The following is a 22,919-nucleotide window of genomic DNA, read 5'->3' as shown; positions in this document are numbered from 1 at the left end:
CGCCCGGCACTTTCACTCACACCGCTTAATTAGTTATCACCAATATAGCGGCTTGTGCTCAGGTGCCACTTACCAGACGCCGAGGCGCTACGCACCCGTCGTCAGTAATTTCTCCCACACCCAGAAAATCACCATTTTCCAGGAAGAGGCGCACCATATCACCTTCCGCACCGATACGATAGACCTGTAAATCCATTACTGGCTGCCCTTGTCGCACATAGTAACCAGAGTCATCTGGCAGTATGAGTTTGGCCAATGAGGAGGCAGGGGAGTCCACTGGTAACAGATGGTGGTCCAGCTCTTCCGCCCGACCCTCACCACGCTCTTCGGCGAGTTCATCCAGGGTCACTGAATCCGCTTCGTCGTAGGGGCCGGCGGCGCTGCGATGCAACTCTTCCACATAGGCACCGACACCCAGGGCCTGGCCCAGGTCTTCGGCAATACTGCGAATGTAAGTGCCCTTGGAGCAGTGCACCTCAACTTCCGCACGGGGCTGGGCGCCCGCTGTAAAGCTCAGCAGTTCAAATTCAAAAATCTCCACTTCCCGCGCCTCGCGCTCCACTTCCAAACCCTGGCGAGCCAACTTATACAGCGGCTGCCCCTTGTGCTTGAGGGCCGAGTACATGGACGGCACCTGCTTGATGCGACCGCGGAAAGCCTCCATCGCTTTCAGCACGGCTTCTTCGGTCAAACCGGAAGCATCTTTGGTTTCCAGTACATCGCCATCAGCATCGCCACTGGCAGTGGTCATGCCGAAAACAAAAGTACTGCGATAACGCTTGTCCGCATCGAGCAGGTACTGGGAGAACTTGGTCGCCTCGCCGAAACAGATCGGCAATACACCGGTTGCCAGGGGGTCCAGCGCTCCGGTATGACCGGCGCGATTGGCGAAAAAGAGTCGTTTGGCTTTTTGCAGGGCGTCGTTGGCGGTAATCCCGGCGGGCTTGTTCAATAACAGCACGCCGTGAACCGGCCGGCCCCATTTTGGTCTGCGGCCCATGGATCAATCTTCGTTAGAGTCGCTATCGTCGTCTTGGTGCTTGCGATCTTCTTTAACCGCCTTGTCGATCAGGGCAGACAGCGCCTGGCCACGCACCGAGGTTTCGTCGTAGCGGAAGTGCAAACGGGGAATAGTGCGAATCTGGATCGCGCGCGCGAGCTGCGTACGCAGAAAGCCTGCGGCTTTGTTCAGCACTTCCACGGAAGTATTAATTTTGCTGCGGTCGTCCTCACCCACAAAGGTGACAAATACTTTAGCAACGGTCAGATCGCGGCTGACTTCAACATCGTTGACGTTGACCATACCCAGGCGGGGGTCACGTATCTCGTGCTGAATCAACTGGGCCAGCTCGCGGCGCATGGCATCGGCAACGCGATCTGCGCGGTGGAATTCTCTTGCCATTGTTTACCTATTGAGAATGGCGGTTTAAAGACAGGAAAACCCGCACGGCCAAGCCGCGCGGGTTTCTCTTTCATCCGGTCCGGAACGCTTTACAGTTCGCGGGCTACCTTGACGATATCGTAAACTTCGATCTGGTCGCCAGGTTTCACATCGTTGTAGTCCTTCACCCCGATACCACACTCCATACCGTTGCGCACTTCTTGCACATCGTCCTTGAAACGACGCAGGGATTCCAACTCACCCTGATAGATTACAACGTTGTCACGCAGTACGCGGATCGGCTTGTTACGGTAGACGGTACCCTCGGTCACCATACAACCGGCAATCGCACCAAACTTCGGCGAGCGGAATACGTCGCGCACCTCGGCAATACCAACAATCTCTTCGCGAACTTCCGGGTCCAGCATGCCGGACAGGGCCTGCTTCACTTCATCGAGCAGGTTGTAGATTACGCTGTAGTAGCGAACCTCAACCCCTTCGGTTTCGGCAGTCTTGCGTGCGGCTGCATCGGCACGGGTATTGAAGCCCAATACAATAGCGCCGGAGGTCAGGGCCAGGTTGATATCATTTTCGGCAATACCACCTACACCGCTGGATACAACGTTTACGGAAACTTCTTCGTTGCCGATATCCGCCAGGGCACCCAGGATGGCTTCCAGGGAGCCGCGCACGTCAGCCTTGATAACAACCGGCAGAACCTTGCGCTCGCCAGCTTCCATATCTGCAAACATGTTTTCCAGCTTCGCAGCCTGCTGACGTTGCATACGCTCACTGCGCTCTTTTTCAGCGCGCTGCTCGGCAACTTCACGGGCCTTACGCTCATCCGCGACAACCATGAATTCATCACCGGCATTTGGAGTGGAGTCCAGACCCAGTAGCTCTACCGGGGTAGACGGGCCAGCTTCCTTAACCTGCTTGCCGTGTTCGTTAGTCATGGCGCGCACGCGGCCATAGCTCTGGCCGGCCAGAATAATATCGCCGCGCTTCAGCTCACCATTCTGTACTAACAGGGTGGCAACCACACCGCGACCTTTTTCCAGGCGGGATTCAATTACAACACCGGTGGCCGGCACATTTACCTTGGCCTTCAGCTCGAGCATTTCCGCCTGTAGGGAAACTGCCTCCAGCAAGTCATCAATACCCTGGCCAGTATGCGCGGATACGTTGATGAACTGGGTATCGCCGCCCCAGTCTTCCGGGATTACGTCTTTCGCAGCCAGCTCATTTTTCACACGATCGGGGTCGGCGGCTTCTTTATCGCACTTGTTCACGGCGACAACCAGCGGTACACCAGCAGCACGAGCGTGGTTTACAGCCTCTTCAGTCTGCGGCATTACACCATCATCGGCAGCGACCACCAGGATTACCACATCGGTAGCCTGGGCTCCACGAGCACGCATTGCAGTAAAGGCGGCATGTCCCGGGGTATCCAGGAAGGCGACCTCGCCCTGGCTGGTTTTCACTCGATAGGCACCAATATGCTGGGTAATACCGCCAGCCTCACCGGAAGCCACTTTGGTTTTGCGGATATAGTCGAGCAGAGAAGTTTTGCCGTGGTCAACGTGGCCCATAACAGTCACTACCGGCGCGCGGGTAACCTCTGTGCCCTCCTGAGCCTGGGCTTGCGCTACCAGGCTATCTTCCAGCTCAGTCTCGGAGCGGTATACCACCTTGTGCCCCATCTCTTCAGCGATCAACTGAGCAGTTTCACGGTCCAGGCTCTGGTTGATAGTGACCATCTCACCCATTTTCATCAGGCGCTTGATCAATTCACCGGCCTTCACATTCATCTGCTTGGCGAGTTCGCCAACAGTAATCGTTTCGCCCAACTGAACTTCGTACACCTGCTTCTCCGTAGGCCGTTTAAAGCCGTGAGTTGGCTTCATTTTCACGCTCGCACGGGACAGGGAGCGCGTACTGCGCTTACTGGCTTCGTCTTCTTCAAATACTTCCAAGGCCTGCTCGTACAGCGCTGTTTTGCTGGACTTCTTCGGCCCGGACTTGGAGCGACGCCCGCGGCGTTTACGCGGCTCATCCTCGGATCGATCGGCTTCAGCCGGAGCAGCAGCCTCGAGCTTGCGACGTAAAGAAGGCTTAACTTCTTCAGTTTTCTCAGCTGCTTTCGCGGGCTTCACCTTGGCGGCCTGTGCAGCTTTTTCCTTCTTCTCTTGGGCCGCACGTCGGTCGGCCTCTACCTTGGCTTTTTTCTCTTCGAGTTCGCGCTTCTCCTGCTCCGCCTGCTGCTTGCGACGTTCCATCGCGGCAATACGCATAGCCTCGATATCGTCTACATAGCTTGAACGGATTGGAGCTGCGGGCTCCGCTTTCTGCGCGGGCTTGCTCTCAGCTTTCTGGGTCACATCTGCCTCTTTTGCAGCCTTCTCTTCGGCTGCGGCCTTCGCTTCTGCCTCTGCGGCAGCCTTGGCTTCCGCTTCGGCTTTCAAGCGAGCTTCTTCTTCCTCAGCGGCGCGACGAGCGGCCTCTGCTGCTTCTGCTGCGGCCTTGGCTTCCGCCTCGGCAGCTGCTCTGGCTTCCGCCTCGGCTTGCAGTCGAGCCTCTTCGGCCTCTGCAGCTGAAACGCTTTCCACGGTTTCCGCGGTGTTTGCTCCCGCTTCAAGTTCAGCCTGCGGGCGCTTTACATAAGTACGCTTCTTGCGAACTTCCACGTTCACAGTCTTGCGGCCTGTGCCAGAGCCGGTTTTCAGTGTGGTCGTGGTCTTGCGCTTTAAGGTGATCTTGCGCGGGCTCGCGCCCTGCTCCCCGTGACTACTTTTCAGGAAACTGAGCAGGACCTGCTTCTCCTCATCTGACACCACCGCAGTCGCAGAGGTGTGAGGCAAACCCGCTTCTTTCATCTGCTTGAGCAGACGGTCTTCGGTGGCACCAACCGATTTGGCGAGTTCGCTAACTGTTACTTCGGCCATTCTCTCTCCTAAAAGTCACTTGGTCGGAGGGGGTTACTTATACGTATGTCTTGTGTCGTTATGTTTAAGCCTGTTCGCCGCTGTCATCAGCGAACCAGGGCTCACGCGCCTTCATAATCAGCGCTGCGGCACGTTCTTGGTCGAGACCTTCGATATCGAGTAGGTCATCAACCGCCTGCTCTGCCAGATCCTCCATGGTAGCGATACCACGACTGGCAAGCTGGAAGGCCAGGTGACGCTCCATACCTTCCATGTTGAGCAGATCTTCCTGCGGCTCCGAGGCATCCAGCTTCTCTTCAGAGGCCAGTGCCTGTGTCAGCAGGGAGTCTTTGGCCCGGGCACGCAGCTCTTCGGCGATATCTTCGTCGAAGCCCTCGATCGCGAGCATTTCCTCAATGGGGACATAGGCCACCTCCTCGAGAGAGGTGAAGCCTTCGTCAACCAATACAGCAGCCACATCTTCATCGATATCCAGGCGGTCAATAAACACCTGCATAATGGAGCTGGACTCTGCTTCCTGTTTATTTTGCCACTCGTCTGTGCTCATGACATTGATCTGCCACTGGGTAAGCTCAGAAGCGAGACGAACATTCTGTCCACTGCGACCAATAGCCATAGCGAGGTTTTCCTCGGCCACAGCCACATCCATGGACCCGGTATCTTCATCCACAACAATGGATTCAATTTCCGCAGGCGCCATAGCGTTGATTACGAACTGAGCGGGGTTCTCGTCCCACAGTACGATATCGACACGCTCACCAGACAGCTCGTTGGAAACCGCCTGCACACGCGCACCGCGCATGCCCACACAAGCTCCAACTGGATCGATACGGCCATCATTGGTGTTCACGGCGATCTTGGCGCGCAGGCCGGGATCGCGGGCGGCACCTTTAATTTCAATAACCTGTTCAGAGATTTCCGGTACCTCGATACGGAACAGCTCAATAATCATTTCCGGGCAGGAACGGCTCAACATCAATTGAGGGCCGCGGGCTTCCGGTTGGATCTCCAGCAGGATTGCGCGCACACGATCACCTAGGCGGAAAATCTCGCGTCCAACCAGCTGATCACGAGGCAGGCGCGCTTCAGCGTTATTACCCAAGTCCACAGCAATAAAATCGCGGGTCACTTTTTTAACTGTACCGCTGACCATTTCGCCAACCCGATCGCGGTATTCGTCTACGACCTTGGCACGCTCGGCTTCACGCACCTTCTGCACGATTACCTGCTTGGCAGTCTGCGCGGCGATGCGGCCGAATTCAACATTCTCTACTTGCTCGCGGTAGATATCACCTGCTTTCAGCTCAGTATCTTTCTCGTGAGCTTCTTCCAGGGTGAACTGGGTGCCCAGTTCCGCCAGAGTTTCATCATCAACCACTTCCCAACTGCGGAAAGTTTCATAGTCGCCACTACGGCGATCAATGATCACCTCAATGGTTGAATCCTCGTCGTAGCGTTTCTTCGTGGCCGTTGCCAATGCCGCTTCGATGGCCTGGAAAATAATCTCCTGGTCAACGCCCTTCTCGTTGGATACCGCCTCGGCTACCAGCAAGATCTCTTTGTTCATGCAACTGTGCCTCAAAATCGCCTGAGCTCAGGCTCCTACAGGTTATTTGGTAAATTGGGGAATAATGCTTGCCTTCTCGATGCTGTCGATTGGCAACAGGTATTCATTTTCGCTGTCCACGCGCAAAACTACTTCATCGCCCTCTACGCCGGCCAGCAGGCCTCGCCATTTACGCTGCCCATCCAGCGGCATGCGCAGGCGAACTTCAATCTGGGCACCGGTAAAGCGCTCGTACTGCTCCAGTTTATAAAGAGGACGATCGAGCCCCGGGGAAGAGACCTCTAGTGTGTACTTACCACTGATTGGGTCTTCCACATCCAGTACTGCACTGGACTGACGACTCACTTTCTCGCAATCCTCAACCGAAATACCGTTTTCAGAATCGATATAGATGCGCAGCAGCGCGTTACGACCGTGAGTTTGATATTCAATACCCCACAGTTCGCATCCCAGCGATGCCACCACCGGCGCCAGAAGCTCTTCCAGCAATTCGCGTTTGCTCGCCATTTACGTCACCACATACAAAAAATGGGCCTGCGGCCCACTTCGAAAAATATCCGCAACTTTTCTTGCAGATACGAAAAAGCCCCTGACGGGGCTTTGACCGCACATTTACGCAGCCAGTATGCGTAAATGCAAAATTTGGTAGCGGGGGCAGGATTTGAACCTACGACCTTCGGGTTATGAGCCCGACGAGCTACCAGGCTGCTCCACCCCGCAACAACGAAAGCGCATCAAAGCCTTTATATAAAGGCGAGATTGGTAGCGGGGGCAGGATTTGAACCTACGACCTTCGGGTTATGAGCCCGACGAGCTACCAGGCTGCTCCACCCCGCAACAACAAATGCGCAATCAAAAGTATTTGCTTAAAAGCAAATTTGGTAGCGGGGGCAGGATTTGAACCTACGACCTTCGGGTTATGAGCCCGACGAGCTACCAGGCTGCTCCACCCCGCAACAACTCCAAGAAACAAAGCCTGGTTGACCTTCGTTTCCCTGCGGCGGGACTAACCCAACCACTCAAGAGGCTGCGCATTCTATGTATACAGCCCTGGTGAGTCAAGCTGTAATTGGCATTTGTTTTCGCCTAACGCGTAAAACCCCCTACCTTTTTCTGGCCCAAGCGCCCCCCGAAGATACTTTTATGCTCCGGGTATGCTCCGGGCTTTACTGGCCGCATAGAGATCACTGTAAAACCCCCCTGCGTAGAATCACCTAAAGGGCCACTTAGGGCCATTCGTTGCATATGACAGACAACCCTAAAGGAGGGCGTAGTACGAACGACTATTGCGGCTTTGGGAACAAGTGCGAGTTGAACATCGAGCACTACTTCTTTATCCCTGCAATCTCCACTGTCGTCATTCCCACACCCAAAGCGACAGCTTCACAACAACTAGGTAAACACTCGGGCCAGCAGGTCGGTATCCAGGTACGCAGTGATCTCTACGATTTTCGCATCGCGCATCACCATCGCCCAACAGTAAACCTGCTTGTATTCTACGCCATTTAATGCGTGGCCGGTGCTTTCAAAGCGCAAAAATACCTTCTCTCCCTCTGCTGCAAGGTCGACAAAAGTTGTCTTGAGACCATCCTCCAGGTGATCTAATAGCGGGCCGAAAGCATCATCAATTAAAGCCTGCTTGGAGTGAAAGATCCCCGAAGCGCATGTAGTGCCTATCACTGTCCACAACACGTCCTCAGCGATCAGGTCAAAAAGGGGGCCACTGTCACCCGCCTCCCACGGGCGGAACGCTTCGCGAACCAAGTGCTTGTTGGCTTCAGCGATGTTCATGCTCACAGCCCACTCTTTACCAAACGCTAGCCGGAATATAGCTCACTTCGGAAGCTGCAAATCAGACAAAGCCCGGGAAATGGAAATATCTGCCGTGAGCATACGGCTGGGCCGACCATATAGGAGTAATTACCACTGACATTATTGTCTGGCGCACCTCTATGCCTTACCCCCATGCCAGTCGCTCTGTAATTGGTTGCCTTATCAGGCTTTTTGGCGATGAAAATACCGTTTTTTAACTAGCCGAAAGAGTACTAATCGCAAATGATACTTTTTACTCCCCACAACCACCTGCAAATACATTCGTCTCAACCAACAGGTTGTCGATATCACTTTCGATTACAGTCAACGCGGTGGTGTTCAGATAACCAAGTGCCTCCCAAAGTACCTCCACCGCAAGCTCTGCAGATTAAACCGCATAGAAATAGGCTACCTGCCTGGCCGAGAATCGGCTTCCATGCCCTATTTCTTTCTCGCTCGCAACCTACTCCCGTAGGCACGTATTTCACTATTTCGCACAGGCCTTCGGTCAGTGACGGGTAAGCTGGTGCACTATGGCTCGCCGCACCGGCGGAAAATGTTCGCTAACACGCAATACCGCCTTGCGCAGTAGTTTGGCCGGCAAGTGATCATTGGTGAACAGATCAACCACCCGATTTGTACCCGAGTAAATAGGCTGAGATTCAAGGCGATGTTGAATCTGGTAACGAGACAGCGCTCGAGCTAACTTCGCAGGCTGATACAAACGAGCCACAGTTTCTAATTGGCGACTCAGCGAGTCCGTGCCAGCAAGTCCCAGGTTAAAACCATGTGCTGTCACCGGATGCATCCCCACAGCTGCATCCCCGACCAAAGCAAAGCGCTCCGCATAAAATTGATGCGCATAAACCCCCACCAGCGGATACTTGTGGCGCTTACCACAAGGCTCCACTGAGCCAAGTATTGCAGTGCTCTCACGCTGCACATGAGCAGCAAACTCAGCATCACTTAGCTGCATAATTTCTTCGGCCCGGCTGGCCGAAATTGTCACAACTGCAGAGGAAGTCTTGGGCTCAGATAATGGCAGAAGCGCTAGCGTGGAACCGTAACGAAAACATTCCCGTGCAATCCCCTGATGAACGCGCTCCGTCCGCACCCGGCCTACAACTGCCACACGGCCAAAATCCCGCATGTCAGCCCCAATCCCAGCCATGCGCCGCACCTCAGAGAAACGACTATCAGCCGCTATTAATAACGCAACAGCGAGATCGTCAGCCCCCTCAATATTCAAGACTCGGCAGTTATCTTCCAAGTGCATACCGGTAACGGCACTGTTGCAACGCAACTGAATATTCGCTTCCTCGCCAGCAACCTCATACAGCGTGCGGCGTATTGCTGAATTGGGTACAATAAACCCTAAGGGACCTCGCCCACGGCTATCAAAATTCAGGCTGGAAGTCGAGTTGCCATCTACCACCGTTGCTGCTTGTAAGACACCGACTTCATCATCCCGCAGGCGTTGCCAGACCCCGAGGCTCTCTAAAATTCTGACCGATTTATGGGTTAGGGCTATTTCTCGTCCATCATCATCAGGATTCCCCAAGGTCTCCTCGCCCTGGCGCTCCAAAAGCGTTACTCTAATGTCGCGCCGGGCCAACATCACAGCCAGGGCGAGTCCTGCGGGACCAGCCCCTACGATAGCAATATCTGTTTGCAACATTCCAACCCCCTAGAGCAAGCCCTTTTCCACAACAATTTTGATATCCGGCAACACTGAAAAGAAGTACCGATTTTACTTCTGGCGAAATGCCCAGCACCGGCCAAAGTGACGCAGACTGTAAAGTGGAAATACCGTTGAAATACTGATACAGATCAGGATCAAGGGGCTATTTAGGGGGTGATTGAAAAATCATTAGTGGTATCGGGCATCCCGCCCATCTTTATCATAGCTGTTTCTTCAGCTGAGCATTTCAATTATTGAAGGGAACTCTAGAATGGAACTAGAAATTAATATAGTCGACGCCTTCACCGAAACTCAATTTGGCGGCAATGCTGCAGCAGTCATAATTACAAAAAGCTGGCTTAGCGAAATGCAAATGCAAGCTATTGCGACAGAAAATAACCTTTCTGAAACCGCATTCCTGCTCAAACAATCTGAAAGTGAATACCAGATTCGCTGGTTCTCCCCAATAACCGAAGTGGATTTCTGTGGTCATGCAACCCTGGCCTCCGCCTTTGTGGTCTTCTCAAAACACCCCCAACTGGATACCCTAAATTTTTCTGCGCAAGCAATAGGGAAAATGCAAATTACCCAAAACAGGGAGGGCGAAATCTTTATGGACTTCCCCAACAGAAATCCGGAACGTGTAGAGCATACCCCAGAAGATTTGATCGATGGATTATCCAGCCCTCCCAAACAAGTTCTGCGCAACCAGCAAGCCTACTTTGCCATCTATGACAGCGAAGATACTATTTATCAACTGGAACAAGATGCAGAAAAATTAAAAAAGCTTGCACCTTATGATGTAGTAGTTACGGCTCGATCGAAGGAATTTGATTTTATTTCAAGATACTTCTGGCCATCCAATGGCGGGGCTGAAGATCCGGTAACTGGCTCTATTCACGCGGGGCTTGCTCCCTACTGGGCCGCTAAGCTGGATAAATCGCGACTCACAGCCTTCCAAGCCTCAAAAAGAGGGGGGGTGCTCAACTGCCAAATCAAGGGAGACAGGGTTATTGTCTCCGGCAAGGCGATTCAGTACCTAAAGGGAGTTATTCAAATTTAATATATTTATTTCACTTCTAAATATTTTGAAAATATAGGTATACCCTCAATAGGACTAAAAGATAATAAACCCAATCTATCTACTTATAGAAATAACGGTTCACAATCAACTGTTAAGGAGCAGCTATGAATAAATCAGGATCCTGCCTCTGCGGAGATATCCATTTCGAAGTCGACGGTGACTTTGAAAATTTTTTTCTTTGCCACTGCAACCACTGTCGTAAGGACACGGGCTCTGCCCACGCAGCCAGCCTGTTTTCAACATCGGCTAAATTAAACTGGATCTCTGGGAAACAACAGGTAAAAGTATTCAAGCTGCCAGCCACACGCCATGTAAAAAGTTTCTGTAATAATTGTGGCTCGGCACTACCCTTTGAAGATAAAGAAGGTGGTTATCTGGCAGTGCCTGCTGGCAGCCTGGACTGTAAGGTTTCCATAGAACCCACCGCACATATTTTTATGGCCAGTAAAGCGGACTGGGACCAGAATCTGGACAAGGCGCTCAAGTTCGACGCCTTCCCCCAAATGGATAATATTGAGAATAATTAGTGACAGCTGCCTGACAGGAGCGGCGCTCGCTAGTCGCTAGCCAGCGTCGCTATACTGAATATCCAGGTGCTTACCCCGGATGCCCATCTACACGAGGCTGAAAAAGAACCGGGGTGTAATACAGTAAGAAGAGAGAATAGCCTACAATCCAAGCAATAATCGCTGCAAGAAAACCGCTGGGAGCTGGGGCCCAGAAGATACGAGCCAACGCGGACAATGCCAGTGCAGCAAATGCCAAGGGCATCAAGCGCGGTGCTTTCAACATACGCCCTGTGTGACCAAGGCTGACTCGACTGGTCATAGCCAGAATCAAACCGCCAATACCACCTACCGCAAATGCATGTAATGCGGGACTCTGCCAACCGGGCGCTAAACCGCTCCAGGAGAGCGCTGCAAGAAAGCACCCCAATACCACCAGCCAGTAACTCAAATGTAGTGACCAAACCATAGGCTCACTCCAAATCTTAGTCGGGTGCCAGCGCAGTACGCGCACCAGTTGTAACACACCAAGCACCAGTGCTAACAAGGCCCAAACCATACGGGGTAGATCAATCACTACGCTCAACAGAAGCAGCACAGCAGCTATGTGGGTACCCCACTCGATAACCGGTAGCTTATCGCGCTGACTTAGCTGAAAGCGCCTTGCAGTAAAGAAGGGAATCACCCGGCCACCAATCACCAGAATAATTGCTGTAACCAGTAACAGAGCCACGAGAGCTACCCTGCTCTGCGCGCTGGGAAGTAACCAATGACAGGCTGAAAGCCCGGCAAAAGCCAACATAGCAGGCAATACAAACAGATTGCGCCATTGCCGGGTGCGTAATACCCGTGCACCGAGTAAAAAGGCTGCCAATAGGAAAAATGTCACTTCAGCACAAACCGGCATCCACAGTGGTACTGCCGCTATGAGATAGCCCAAGCGAGCCAATAGCCACAGCCCCGCCAGGCCCATTAACTGCCCCCCTTTAGGTGAGGGAATTCCGGTCCATGTCTGCATGGCTGTGCCGAGGAAGCCAACTATCACCGCCGCAGCAAATCCAAATAACATCTCATGGGAATGCCAGGCTACGCCGGCACGTAAAGCTGGAAGCTGCCAGCCAGAAAGCTGCATTTGCCAGATTAGCAGGGCAATCATGCTCCAGAGTGCCCCACCCCAGAAAAATGGGCGGAACGGCATCCGCCAGAAGGGCGCTATGGATTCCGCGCTAACGCGGTCAACGATGGGTATCACAATCTGTTCTCCTTACCTAAAGGGAGGCTATTTCTCCCGAGACAATTAACCCAGCGATCGCAAGGGCTATCCAACCTAAAGGGCTCTCTCGGAGTGATTCACCTTGCTGTTGGCCAGGAACCAAATTCCTGATTTCGCTTTTTCCCATAAAAGCTATGGGGAATAAGCCACCGCAAGACAAATTAACACCTGAGATTCCATTCCGAGGATTAAATGAGAGGATTATTTTTACCTAATTAACAGGATTAGTTAATAGGAAAATGCCGGGGATTTTCAGCCTATAACCACACAAAAAAATAGGTTTTTCATCAAACCGAATAGTCACAAAAAAAATGAAGTGAGTAAAACCACATAAAATACAGCATTAAATAAAACTTAGCGCCTCAAATAAGTTGAAGTTGCACTTTAACCTATTTGGGGTTCTCCCGAAGCTAAAAAAAAGCAAGCCTCTTTCATTATTAGCGTTCAGCCAGAGAAAAACCTCAGTGAAGAAAGAGTCATCGAAGATATGCGGGACAAAGCCTGGTATCTGTCCAGCCTTGTGCCCACACAGACAGATCAGCCTGAGGCGACAGGCCCTCTTTTTGCAGGCTTGCCTTTTACGAACAAAATGCAGACAAGAAGTGCAGCCAAGGCAAGGTATGCATTGACACTGAAGGCCCGGTCAATACCTTCTGCAAGACTTGGAGCCAGGGCCACAATTGTTGTGTTCATCGCCAACCCGATAGCACCACCAATAATTTGGAACATAAATATGAGCGCTGCAGCAAGGCTGGAACGGCTAGACCCTACAGCGGTGACTGCCGCCGTGGTAATTGTGGGGAAAAATAAGCCTAACCCCATTCCGAGGAAAATCATACCGGGCACCAGATGCAAATATCGACTTTGCTCGAGTAAGCCGGACAATAGAAACATTCCCAAGCCCAGAAAAATAGCGGCTGCAGACAGAATTACTTTGGCTCCCATAATCTCAAATAATCTGCCAGCGATATAGGAAACAATTCCGTAAGTCACCATCACCGGTAACAGGCCAACCCCGGACCAGACTGCGGAGAAACCAAGCTCTTTAATTAAAAACTGGGGAATATACAACAACATAGAAACAAAAATTACGGAAAGCAGTAGAGTAGTCATTCCCACTGTAAAAAATCGCCAGTTAGTCGCTACATCCGCTGGTATTAGCGGATCGCTCCTGGTGTTTGATTCAATCCAGGCAAAAGTTGTAAAGAGCAAAACTGAGACCACAAATAGGCCAATTATCAACGGGTTTCTAATACCAGCATCAGTAACAAAATCTAGTGCCAATAACAAAGTCAATAAACATAGCGATAGGGAAACTATACCCCCATAATCCACCCTGCCTTCAATACCCTCTGGCCGGTCATCTTCTATTACCCGCCAACTGACAAGCATTGCAATCAGTGCAATCGGGAAGTTGATAAAGAAGATCCAACGCCAACTGAGAAAGTCAGTAAAGAACCCGCCAAGTAGAGGCCCAACTGAATTAGCAAACCCACATACGGTCATAATCAGGCCACCTGCCTGCCCCGCCCGATCCTCCGGCATCAATTGATAAGTCATACCCAGGATTGCCGGCCACATCAAAGCACCTCCCACCCCCATTAAGGCTCGGCTTCCCAGCAACATCCAGTCATCGACTGCCAGCCCACCCAAAACAGAGAAAAATATAAAAATGCTGGTACCGATAAAGAAGAGCCTGCGACGGCCAAACATATCCGCTAATCGTCCACCAGTGACAATTAGCACTCCAAAAACTAATGCATAGCCGTTTATCACCCACTGGACAGTAGAAATATCGGAATTGAAATGCTTCTCTATAGCGGGAATTGCCACAGAGAAGGCAGTAAAGTCATTGGCGATCAGGAAAATAGCAAAAGTTAGCGCCGTAAGGCCAATAATTTGTTGTCGGGATAACGGTGTTTTAGGGACAGACATCAGTTATTCATCTTACAGCGCACTTTTTGCATTGGATATTAACCCTTTTAGTCTGGACCAAAAAGAAAAGCACTGCTTAACATCACCTAAGCTTCTTCCCCCCTCTGTTTCAGCAAGTGTTTCTGTCATCTAATAGGTCAACTAAAATCCTACTATTAACAATGCACCCTAAAAATTAAACATATTAAAAACAATCTTTTTTCACCTACGATTATTGGAAGGGAACGCCAGTTCTCTTTAGTTAAGGAAGTAGTGGGCATGCTTAAACGTAAATTTGTATAAGAGGTATTTAATTATTTACGTACTGATCCAAAACCATTCCTGGAATACATTACCAATAATGTGCACTGGATTATTAGAGGCGCCCACGATATGGCCAGGAAGTACACATCCAAGAGACAACAGAGCATTTAAAGAGATTGGCGAGGTACTTCAGGAGGAAAGGCGACGATGAAGGTAAAACGGACACTAATTGATGGACGTTACGCTGCAACTGAAATGAAGAACACCTGCACCACTTTAAATGGCAGGCGCTACAATAATACCTACTGCTGAATTGTAAAAGTTAAAATAATCTTATTACCGAAGGTACTGTTTATGTTGACTCGGCACTATTATAGAAAATTTGAGTGAAAATTTATAACTGGCAGCATTTTTACTGCTGAACTTACTTCCCAGCGTATCCCAAATGAAGCCGATGACCCTTCCAAAAAACCCGGCAATAAAACTATTGCCGGGCTCGCTGATTGAGTAAAGCCGCTATTTAAACTGCCTCTTATTGTTAGTTCTGGTAGTCAATCGTCATATCAAAGTTGCCTTCCACACACTTTGCATAGTCGCCTTCATTGAGCGCAGAATAGGCTGTTTGATAGTTCACTAATTGACAGGAGAAGCTCTCATTACTGGGGTTATACGCTGACCATCCCCAATTTTTATCCCAGTAGATATTCAGGGATGCCGCACCACCAGTCTGGAACTGGCCCATATTGGCACATCCTAGCTCTTCATCCGCCGGAATATCCACTCCCAAGTACTCGGTAAAGCTCCGGTAATAATCCATACGGTATTGCGAGCGGTAGTCTTCACTGCCTTTACTACATTCGATAGCGCCATTAACGATATTAGTCGTAACTCCAAAACCTGGAGTTAGATTATTGGCCAGATCAATACTGTTTGGCTCCCAGGTGCCATCAACAACATGCAACATGCTCGGTTTGGGTGGCTGCGGGTATACAAAGAAGAATATGGCACTCGCCAAGTTCAGCCAGGTATCTGCTACCAGCTCTGGGTTCTCCAGCAAAGTGTAAATGTCGCCATACATTGCCTGAGAGAACGGGCCATAATTATAATTCCAGCTCAGCTGTTTGGCGCCTCGGCCAAAGTAACTCTTGTACCCACCATCGGCATTGATTGCACAGGGCCATACCTCTGCAGCCCAGCTACTACCAGAATCACAGGCACCGTACCCTCCGGAAGTTTCCTCTGTCCAACCAATTTCTCGAATCCAGTACAAGCCCTGACGCCATTCCGGTTCATCCCAGGCAGCCGCATGCGCACCGGTTTCCTGGCCAAAATGAGCAAACATAACCGACAGTACCTTGCGGCAAATGGCATCTGAATCGCGGCCATCGGTATATTCCCCACAAAACGCTGGAAACTTAGCCACCGCTCGCAGAAAGTTGGTATAGGTATACTCATCGGCCCGAACAGGGAATAGGTAATCCCAGGTATCCTCGGAAATAATACTCTCTACGCGCAGCACATTTTCCGGATTGGTATTACGACCTGGTTGAACCGCTTCTACAATCGCGTTATTACGGGTTTCAACTGTATCTTTCACTTCTTGCAGGAGTGAATTATTGGCAAGGGTATTTTCTGCCGCTTCCAATTCATTCTGGCCCATCACATGGCCCGCTGCAGGTGCACAACCCGCCTGGCTGATGGTAACCTCATCAACATCACTAGCAGCAGAGGTGTCGGTTGCGGTCAACTGGAAAGTATAGGTTGTATCACTGTAAACCTCAGATAGCACAGCCTGGGTAGAACTACCTACATAGCTGGACAGTTTTACAGGGGGGCCACTGGTCTGGCTCCAGATATAGCTCATACTGCCGCCGCCAGTGGATTGAGAACCATCCAGAGTGAGGGTTCCGCTACAACCAATGCTATTTTCAGAAGTAGAGATAATTGCTGTTACTGAACCATCGGAACCGTCATTCTCTTCGGGCCCACCAGTGTCATCCCCAGCCGCTAAATTCTGTATCGTTAGCTGCGCTTCTTCAGTGCTTTCTCCATCGCTGACAATCAGGCTAAAGACATAACTGATATCATAAGCCGCGGCCGGTAAAGTCACTGAAGTTACAGCGCCGGTGGCGGTAGAAATACTTGCCTCTGGCGAACTGGGGGAAAGCTGGGCCCAGCTATAGCTCAGTGTGTCGTCTCCTCCAGAAGCAGTTGCACTAAGCTGGACTGTGCCACCACCAATGATCTGGGACTGGGAGGATGAAACACTCAGGGAAATAGGAGTGGAGTCAGTGCCCTCACTATTATCGCTACCGGTATCACCACCATTGCCGTTGCTGCCAGTACAGCCATCAGTTTCTTTTAAAATCCAAGGGGAGTCCCAGGTGTTTTGCGCGATCAGAGCATCAGAGGGAAGCTGATCTCCATTTGCCCACCATTGGGCAACAAAAATATCACCGGCATAGCAAACCTCACTTCCCTTTCGGTAATTCTGTCCGGGCTGATAAGTCGCTATTGAGCTGGAGCCATCGCCGGAATCCGGGTTGCCACCATCTGTACCATCGTTATCCGAGGCATCGTCACTATTGGAATCATCACTTTCACCACCGGTATCATTATCATCGCTGTTACTGCCCGAGCTATTACAGGCTCCCGCCCCCTCCAGAATCCAGGGAGAATCCCAGGTATTTTGCGCTGTCAGGGCATCGGAGGGTTTCTGATCAGGTGTAGCCCACCACTGCGCTTTAAACAGGTCTCCGGCATAACAAACCTGGCTACCACCGCGATAATGCTCACCGGCAACATAGTCATCGGCTGGCTGAGAGGCCGCCGCACCCTGAGCGCCAATCATCAGTGCCGAAGCTATAGCTGTGCGAATAAAAAGAGGGGTCATAGAGTCTCCGGTTATCTTTTTTAGGGCTTTATTACAAACACCGCAGTACTCGATAGGGACACCCAGCAGAGATCATATGTTATTGCAGTAAAAAATCTTATAAGAGTTTTCGTGAATAATGTGTAACGGCAAATGGATTTGGATAGCTAAAAGTGTGAAACCGCCTTGTTCTTTCCTAGAGAGGCTAAATACAATGAAGCCACACCTAAATTACCAGTATTAGATTTTTATACATCACTGAGAGTGAGGACACCCTACCCCATTTTACTCTTACCCGTTCTACTCTTATTAGTTCAGAAAATTGAACTCTTAATATTTTCACAAAAACTTAAAATTTTTCTGCGCTCTGCCGATAACACCCCACACAAGCACAGCTGATTCGATAAGGAAGGCAAGAATTGGTTCCCGATTCGCAATACAGCTTTACCTGAAGCAACCACCAGCAAAAAACAATGTTCTACTATAAGCACTTTAAATAAAACATAAACCCAGAGAGGGCAGATCCAGCAGAGTCACATCAATCATCAAAAGACATTAAAATGAAATTACATTTTTTATTTATTTTTTCTTTTGAAAAAAGAGAACAGCAAAATCCAACCTGGAAAAGTCAAAAATAAAAACTTACACATTTCTTCCTTATTTATAAATCGTGATCAAAAAACCATAAGACATAACCCAAGCACGATATACTTTTTTCTATACAAGAAAATGCACCACTTTACAGATGAAAACCCGCTCTTCATATCCAAACACTATCGGCCCACATTAACACCTGTCTAAGTCAAGCTTTCTATCTAATAAACCCATACTTACATAAGAGAAGGAGAGCCTAGCACGGCCCTCATCATGTGATGCTTGTCCAATAAATAACTGCCACCAACTATAATTCTGCAAATTGTTGTAGCCTGCCTTGCCGCTTTTCCTCAGAGAAATCACAACTGGTTAAACGAAACATCAGGGAATAATCAGATAAGCAACGAGTATCATGAATATCGCCTGGGAGGAATGCACTACAATCACCTGGATGCATAGTATAAGAACCCCGACTTACAAGCTGCTCTTCGCCTTTTACAGTTCTCACCAGTCCATAAGTGGACATTTCAACCTCTCCATGCTGAAGTGCATAAAAAACCCAGCCATTGCCATGATTATGTGGATTACGATATAAACCTTGAGTCTCCACATGTGCCAATAATATAAAGCCAAGTTCTGAGTCCCTATATAGCTCAGTCGTTGCCTCTCGATTTTGGTGTAACTTTGCAAGCCATCCCTCGGAATTTGAGGAGCTTGCCAACTTAGCCAGTACTGCTCGACAGTGAACCACGGTATCCGAGTTCAAACCCGTCCAGTATTTACGTAATTCTGCAATATGGCGCTCCAAAGAATTACTTACCATAACTTATCTCCAGTCAAATTTAGGTTTAGCTGGTGAGATCTATCGGAAAATAGATTCCGGTAACGTAAATCTGCAATCGATATTTTGTATATTGCGTACTCTCACCAAACAGGGATAAGTTACAACTTCAAGCTCACTTTAGGTCAATAGGTAAATTACTCATAATTCTGCCAGAAGCCTTAACCCAAAAAACAACCCAACAGGTATCCTAGTAGCTGTTGAGAGGGCAAATATAAAGTAATGACTAATCCACAGATTCATAAATTACGACTGACCAGGATAGATACCGTCTGAGCAATAAAGGCTATGACAAGAAACAGTAAAGCCAGCAGGTACACTTGATTAAGGCCGGAAACTACCAGCCCTGAATCAAAAGAACTCAAATATGACAAGTGTGAGGTTTTTGCAAAAACCACACTCATCAACGACGCCCCTGTAAGTAGCCCTAGATTTCTCGATAGATTTAGGAGGCCTGAAATACTGCCTTTTACTTTTCTACTAGCACCGTTCATTGTAAAAGTATTGTTAGAAGACAAGTAGATCCCGTACCCTATGGCCATTGCTATTGAGCAGACTAAATAGCCAGCTACACCATAGACCTGTTGCAAATTAGCCATCCCCAGAGAACCCAGTACCAGGAAGAACAAACCAATAATCACTATGCTTCGCGATCTGAATCGGTCAACCAAACGTCCAGCAATATTTGAACAAACGGCAACGACGAAAGACCCCGTAGACATCACCAGGCCTGTCTGAGAGAAACTCAATCCTAATGCCAAAGTCAGGTAAAATGGCCCAACAACCAGAGAACTCATTACCGAAGCAGCTACCAAAAGATTAGTAGCTAGGTTCGTATACAAAACATAACCGCCCAGCGCGGGCCCAGGATCGCTGCCTCTGCTCAGGTATAAACCCAGTACACCGATGGCAGACAATAAAAAAGTCAATATGTTGATAATTCCATAATTATCATTCAGGGGCTTTATCGACAGGGTATAAAAAAGAATTGCTGAAAAGATACAGAATGCGGCAAGAATATTACGTGGATGACGAGCTTGTTCGAGAGCTATGTACCTGGCATCCTCGGGAAGATATTTCTGAGCCAGCCAGTATACGATGACACCCAGGGGCACTTTGACCAGAAAGATTGCTTGCCAGCTGGAAACTTCCAGTAGTAGTCCACCCAATACGGGCCCCGAGCCAGTGCCCACCGCCGAGATACTTCCCAGAAGACCCACTACCGTGCCCACCCGAGCTCTGGAATAGACGTCACTGGCAATTGCCATAGAAACAGCGGTAAACATTGCCGCTCCGATACCTTGCAATGCTCGGAAGAGAACCAATACCCAGATATTTGGCGATAGAGCACAGAGTAAAGTCGATACACTAAAAAGCAGCATGCCGTGAACAAAAATTTTCTTGCGCCCCACTTTGTCGCTGGCGCGTCCGGCAATTGCCAGAGCCGCAGTTAGAAAAATCATAAAAGCGACAATGATCCACTGCGTCCGCGCGTAGGTGGTTCCAAGGTCTGTAACTAACTCCGGAAGCGCAATATTAACACTGCTAACCGCCAATGCATTGAGCAGGGTTGCCAGGCATAAAGCGGTCAGGATTCCCCGACTGGAGAGGTTGCTGGTGGCACCTTTGCTGAATGGTTTCAGAAGTCTTTTAACTGCAAGCATAAAATCCCAAGTGTGGTTAGCCAGACACCGATAAAAAATTAGTGTGCTCAGAAAATATGGAGAATCATGAAAAAAATACTATTTGCTCACCTCGTTAACGGATATACCACTTTTTGCTCCGATATAACTGTGGATAAGCTAAGTGTATATAGCGAGTAACTGGTATACATTCCATCCTTCCCTGCACACTCCTTAGCCCCTAACTCCCTGAGTTATTTGTCTTTCTTTTTGATTTAAGACTTGCCAGGGACCACAGTGAAAACTAGGATACAACTTCAAGTCAGCTTGAGGTCAATAGAGATGGATGATCATCGGGAAATAGATATTCGGGAAGTCTCCAAACGTACGGGACTACCCTCCTCAACACTGCGATATTATGAGGAGAAAGGCCTAATTAAGTCTATCAGCAGGCGTGGTATCACCAGGGTGTTTCCCGGCAGCGTAGTGGAACAACTGTCATTGATATCCTTAGCGCGCTATGCCGGGTTTTCTCTCAATGAAATCGCCTCTTTGTTCACCTATGGCAGCAAACCCAATATCGACCGTGAACAATTACTTGATAAAGCTGATGAATTGGACAAAAACATTCGCCGGCTCAAGGCTATGCGCGATGGTTTGCGACATGTGGCTAATTGTCCAGAGGAGAACCAGCTGGAATGCCCCAATTTCCAGGGGCTGATCAAGAAGGCGATGAAACTGCAGCACAAGGAAGACCGTAAAGTAAAATCCACCAAACCTAGTAGACGAAATTAGCTACAGAGAATATCTAAAGGTATAGTGCTTGTACTCAAGAAACACTGAATTCCGTCATCATGCCTGAATCTTCATGTTCCAATACATGGCAGTGGACCATATAAGGCATATCTGGCATCGCTTCCCGTGGAAAACGTACATATATCTCTGCACTGCCGCCACCTGAGATAGGTACCGTATCCTTCCATCCACACATATATGCTGGCGGTAACGTCCCATTAAATTTAACGACTCGGAACTGACAGCCGTGAATATGTACTGGGTGCAGCATCAAATCACTGCCTTCTGAAATACGCCAGTGAAGATCTCTATTGATTGGCACCTTGAATCCTGGCTCGGTAAATGCAAAGGAGACCCCATTGACTGCATTGGCGGTGAGCTGTGCCTTTAACGGCATTGCCGGAGCCTGGGTAACTAATTGCAATACCTTGTCTACTACTGCTGGATCTGTCCGCCCTGTGGCGATCATCTGTGGCAAACCTGTAGCGTTAATCAGTTTATTGGCCTGAGCCTGCCGGTTCATTTGCATCACCAGACGCTGAGAGATAGGCGGCAATGTTTGTGGTATTTGAGGCAGCGGTACCAACTGTTCTGGTAAGGTGCCCCTTCCCTCTGCTCCTGTAGGTATCACTCTCAGAAATGCCACAGGGCCATCAAACGGGGGTAAACGCATTACCGGCTGCGGCACAGGCAGGGTGATCAAATCAAAAGGCTTACCATCGCGCGCATCGATCATCAGCTCATAACGTTCGCCCGCCGCAATAGGCAGAATATCCACCTGTACCGGTTCGTGTAGGAAGCCTCCATCACTGGCAATCACATACATTGGGCGTTTATCACTAGTACTCAAGCGATAATTGCGCCCATTTGATCCATCCAGAATACGAAAGCGCAGCCAACCCCGTGGAGTTTTCACCTCTGGATTAACGGCCCCGTTAGTCAATAGGCAATCACCACAATAACCTGCAGCTACGGTTATCTCATTGAAGCGATGAAAGAAACTACCATCTTTGTTAAAGCGGCGATCCTGAATAATCACTGGAATATCATCAACGCCCCATTCTTTTGGCAGAGGCAAAGTATCACTATTTTCATCATCAATAATAATCAGGCCGGCCAATCCCTTAAGCACCAGCTCGGCTGTAGTAGGGTAGAGGTGAGGATGAAACCAGAGCGTAGCTGCCGGCTGGATAATCGGCAGCCTTGCATGCCAGGTCTGCCCAGGCACGATCGGCATATAGGGGCCGCCATCCTCATAGCCTGGGACAATCAGGCCATGCCAGTGGGCTGTCACATTCTGCGTCAACTGATTATTGACACTCACTGTAACTGTCTGCCCTTTGCGTAAGCGTATGGCTGGGCCGAGGAAAGGCCCGTTAAATCCATAGGTAGGTGTGGTTAAACCCTGAATAAAACTCTGTTGATCCGGTTTTACCACTAGATGTATATTCCCCGCTGAATCAGCTCTCAACTCCTTTGGGATAGGCAGTGCCAAACGTTTGCCCCCATTAGGAAGAGAAGACTCCTGAGCCCTTACTTCTGTACCAGTGAATAGCGATGCCGCCATAGCACCAGTACCAAGACAAAACTCCCGACGCGTTAGACGAGACATCCTCCCTCCTTTGGAACCAAGCACATAGATAGCTCTATCCACAAATAGTAGAAAAGCAGGTGCTGTTGGGTATTGAATTGCCGGATAAACTGCCAAGCGTCATTTCAGATTAGAACAAGTAAAAGTATGCCAATTTAAGCGCCCCAGTAAGAACGT

At 49.7% G+C, this 22,919-nt stretch carries 16 protein-coding genes and 3 tRNA genes; 3 read left to right on the top strand and 16 right to left on the bottom strand.

The window, feature by feature from the left end; all coding sequences use genetic code 11:
* Positions 1–58: 58 nt before the first annotated feature.
* The 10 genes from truB to ubiM all read right to left on the bottom strand — a co-directional run bounded on the left by truB (position 59) and on the right by ubiM (position 9,383).
* Positions 59–1,000 carry a tRNA pseudouridine(55) synthase TruB gene (gene truB / locus ABWV76_RS10825; RefSeq protein ID WP_353375953.1) on the bottom strand — a complete coding sequence of 314 codons (942 nt, stop codon included), beginning with the start codon at positions 998–1,000 and terminating at the stop codon, positions 59–61.
* Positions 1,001–1,003: 3 nt separating this feature from the next.
* Entirely contained in the window at positions 1,004–1,402 is a 399-nt protein-coding gene (rbfA, locus tag ABWV76_RS10820) for a 30S ribosome-binding factor RbfA (protein ID WP_020412404.1), read from the bottom strand.
* 89 nt (positions 1,403–1,491) lie between these two features.
* Positions 1,492–4,326 (bottom strand): translation initiation factor IF-2, encoded by a 2,835-nt coding sequence (gene infB, locus ABWV76_RS10815; RefSeq protein WP_282952522.1) that lies wholly within the window; start codon positions 4,324–4,326, stop codon positions 1,492–1,494.
* A 64-nt stretch (positions 4,327–4,390) separates the two neighbouring features.
* Positions 4,391–5,893: a transcription termination factor NusA gene (gene nusA / locus ABWV76_RS10810; protein ID WP_020412402.1), complete on the bottom strand. Its 1,503-nt coding sequence runs from the start codon at positions 5,891–5,893 to the stop codon at positions 4,391–4,393.
* A gap of 42 nt (positions 5,894–5,935) precedes the next feature.
* Positions 5,936–6,400 (bottom strand): ribosome maturation factor RimP, encoded by a 465-nt coding sequence (gene rimP, locus ABWV76_RS10805; RefSeq protein ID WP_020412401.1) that lies wholly within the window; start codon positions 6,398–6,400, stop codon positions 5,936–5,938.
* 136 nt (positions 6,401–6,536) lie between these two features.
* A tRNA-Met gene (locus ABWV76_RS10800) sits at positions 6,537–6,613 on the bottom strand.
* Between the two features lie 40 nt (positions 6,614–6,653).
* A tRNA-Met gene (locus ABWV76_RS10795) sits at positions 6,654–6,730 on the bottom strand.
* 42 nt (positions 6,731–6,772) lie between these two features.
* Positions 6,773–6,849 (bottom strand) — tRNA-Met (locus ABWV76_RS10790).
* 436 nt (positions 6,850–7,285) lie between these two features.
* Positions 7,286–7,684 (bottom strand): nuclear transport factor 2 family protein, encoded by a 399-nt coding sequence (locus ABWV76_RS10785; protein ID WP_282953548.1) that lies wholly within the window; start codon positions 7,682–7,684, stop codon positions 7,286–7,288.
* Between the two features lie 529 nt (positions 7,685–8,213).
* The gene (gene ubiM, locus ABWV76_RS10780; protein ID WP_020412397.1) at positions 8,214–9,383 is read right to left on the bottom strand and encodes a 5-demethoxyubiquinol-8 5-hydroxylase UbiM; all 1,170 of its coding nucleotides are present in this window, start codon (positions 9,381–9,383) and stop codon (positions 8,214–8,216) included.
* Positions 9,384–9,657: 274 nt separating this feature from the next.
* Between ubiM and ABWV76_RS10775 the strand changes: the two genes are divergently transcribed.
* The gene (locus ABWV76_RS10775) at positions 9,658–10,449 is read left to right on the top strand and encodes a PhzF family phenazine biosynthesis protein (protein WP_353375952.1); all 792 of its coding nucleotides are present in this window, start codon (positions 9,658–9,660) and stop codon (positions 10,447–10,449) included.
* A gap of 125 nt (positions 10,450–10,574) precedes the next feature.
* Entirely contained in the window at positions 10,575–10,997 is a 423-nt protein-coding gene (locus ABWV76_RS10770) for a GFA family protein (RefSeq protein ID WP_353375951.1), read from the top strand.
* Between the two features lie 70 nt (positions 10,998–11,067).
* Here the strand turns inward: ABWV76_RS10770 and ABWV76_RS10765 are convergent, their stop codons facing one another.
* The 5 genes from ABWV76_RS10765 to ABWV76_RS10745 form a co-directional block, all read right to left on the bottom strand.
* Entirely contained in the window at positions 11,068–12,228 is a 1,161-nt protein-coding gene (locus ABWV76_RS10765; protein WP_282952518.1) for an NnrS family protein, read from the bottom strand.
* Between the two features lie 558 nt (positions 12,229–12,786).
* Positions 12,787–14,184, bottom strand: a complete 1,398-nt coding sequence (locus ABWV76_RS10760; RefSeq protein ID WP_353375950.1) for an MFS transporter — start codon at positions 14,182–14,184, stop codon at positions 12,787–12,789.
* A 781-nt stretch (positions 14,185–14,965) separates the two neighbouring features.
* The gene (locus ABWV76_RS10755; RefSeq protein ID WP_353375949.1) at positions 14,966–17,320 is read right to left on the bottom strand and encodes a chitinase; all 2,355 of its coding nucleotides are present in this window, start codon (positions 17,318–17,320) and stop codon (positions 14,966–14,968) included.
* Between the two features lie 880 nt (positions 17,321–18,200).
* The gene (locus ABWV76_RS10750) at positions 18,201–18,716 is read right to left on the bottom strand and encodes a cupin domain-containing protein (protein ID WP_353375948.1); all 516 of its coding nucleotides are present in this window, start codon (positions 18,714–18,716) and stop codon (positions 18,201–18,203) included.
* A 257-nt stretch (positions 18,717–18,973) separates the two neighbouring features.
* Entirely contained in the window at positions 18,974–20,398 is a 1,425-nt protein-coding gene (locus ABWV76_RS10745; RefSeq protein WP_353375947.1) for an MFS transporter, read from the bottom strand.
* Positions 20,399–20,653: 255 nt separating this feature from the next.
* Between ABWV76_RS10745 and ABWV76_RS10740 the strand changes: the two genes are divergently transcribed.
* The gene (locus ABWV76_RS10740) at positions 20,654–21,151 is read left to right on the top strand and encodes a helix-turn-helix domain-containing protein (protein ID WP_245556666.1); all 498 of its coding nucleotides are present in this window, start codon (positions 20,654–20,656) and stop codon (positions 21,149–21,151) included.
* 34 nt (positions 21,152–21,185) lie between these two features.
* Here ABWV76_RS10740 and cueO read toward each other — a convergent pair whose 3' ends face one another.
* Positions 21,186–22,763, bottom strand: coding sequence for a multicopper oxidase CueO (cueO, locus tag ABWV76_RS10735; RefSeq protein WP_353375946.1), 1,578 nt, complete (start codon positions 22,761–22,763; stop codon positions 21,186–21,188).
* Positions 22,764–22,919 lie beyond the last annotated feature (156 nt).

This window comes from Microbulbifer sp. NBRC 101763, from assembly GCF_040371615.1.
GTDB lineage: Bacteria > Pseudomonadota > Gammaproteobacteria > Pseudomonadales > Cellvibrionaceae > Microbulbifer > Microbulbifer variabilis.
Note: the sequence above shows the minus strand (reverse complement) of the source record. Positions and strands in the feature narration are given on the sequence as shown.

Bases quoted from the DNA above. Each gene is read 5' to 3' on its own strand.
- truB (WP_353375953.1), bottom strand. From the start codon at position 1,000: ATGGGCCGCAGACCAAAATGGGGCCGGCCGGTTCACGGCGTGCTGTTA.
- rbfA (WP_020412404.1), bottom strand. From the start codon at position 1,402: ATGGCAAGAGAATTCCACCGCGCAGATCGCGTTGCCGATGCCATGCGC.
- infB (WP_282952522.1), bottom strand. From the start codon at position 4,326: ATGGCCGAAGTAACAGTTAGCGAACTCGCCAAATCGGTTGGTGCCACC.
- nusA (WP_020412402.1), bottom strand. From the start codon at position 5,893: ATGAACAAAGAGATCTTGCTGGTAGCCGAGGCGGTATCCAACGAGAAG.
- rimP (WP_020412401.1), bottom strand. From the start codon at position 6,400: ATGGCGAGCAAACGCGAATTGCTGGAAGAGCTTCTGGCGCCGGTGGTG.
- ABWV76_RS10785 (WP_282953548.1), bottom strand. From the start codon at position 7,684: ATGAACATCGCTGAAGCCAACAAGCACTTGGTTCGCGAAGCGTTCCGC.
- ubiM (WP_020412397.1), bottom strand. From the start codon at position 9,383: ATGTTGCAAACAGATATTGCTATCGTAGGGGCTGGTCCCGCAGGACTC.
- ABWV76_RS10775 (WP_353375952.1), top strand. From the start codon at position 9,658: ATGGAACTAGAAATTAATATAGTCGACGCCTTCACCGAAACTCAATTT.
- ABWV76_RS10770 (WP_353375951.1), top strand. From the start codon at position 10,575: ATGAATAAATCAGGATCCTGCCTCTGCGGAGATATCCATTTCGAAGTC.
- ABWV76_RS10760 (WP_353375950.1), bottom strand. From the start codon at position 14,184: ATGTCTGTCCCTAAAACACCGTTATCCCGACAACAAATTATTGGCCTT.
- ABWV76_RS10755 (WP_353375949.1), bottom strand. From the start codon at position 17,320: ATGACCCCTCTTTTTATTCGCACAGCTATAGCTTCGGCACTGATGATT.
- ABWV76_RS10750 (WP_353375948.1), bottom strand. From the start codon at position 18,716: ATGGTAAGTAATTCTTTGGAGCGCCATATTGCAGAATTACGTAAATAC.
- ABWV76_RS10745 (WP_353375947.1), bottom strand. From the start codon at position 20,398: ATGCTTGCAGTTAAAAGACTTCTGAAACCATTCAGCAAAGGTGCCACC.
- cueO (WP_353375946.1), bottom strand. From the start codon at position 22,763: ATGTCTCGTCTAACGCGTCGGGAGTTTTGTCTTGGTACTGGTGCTATG.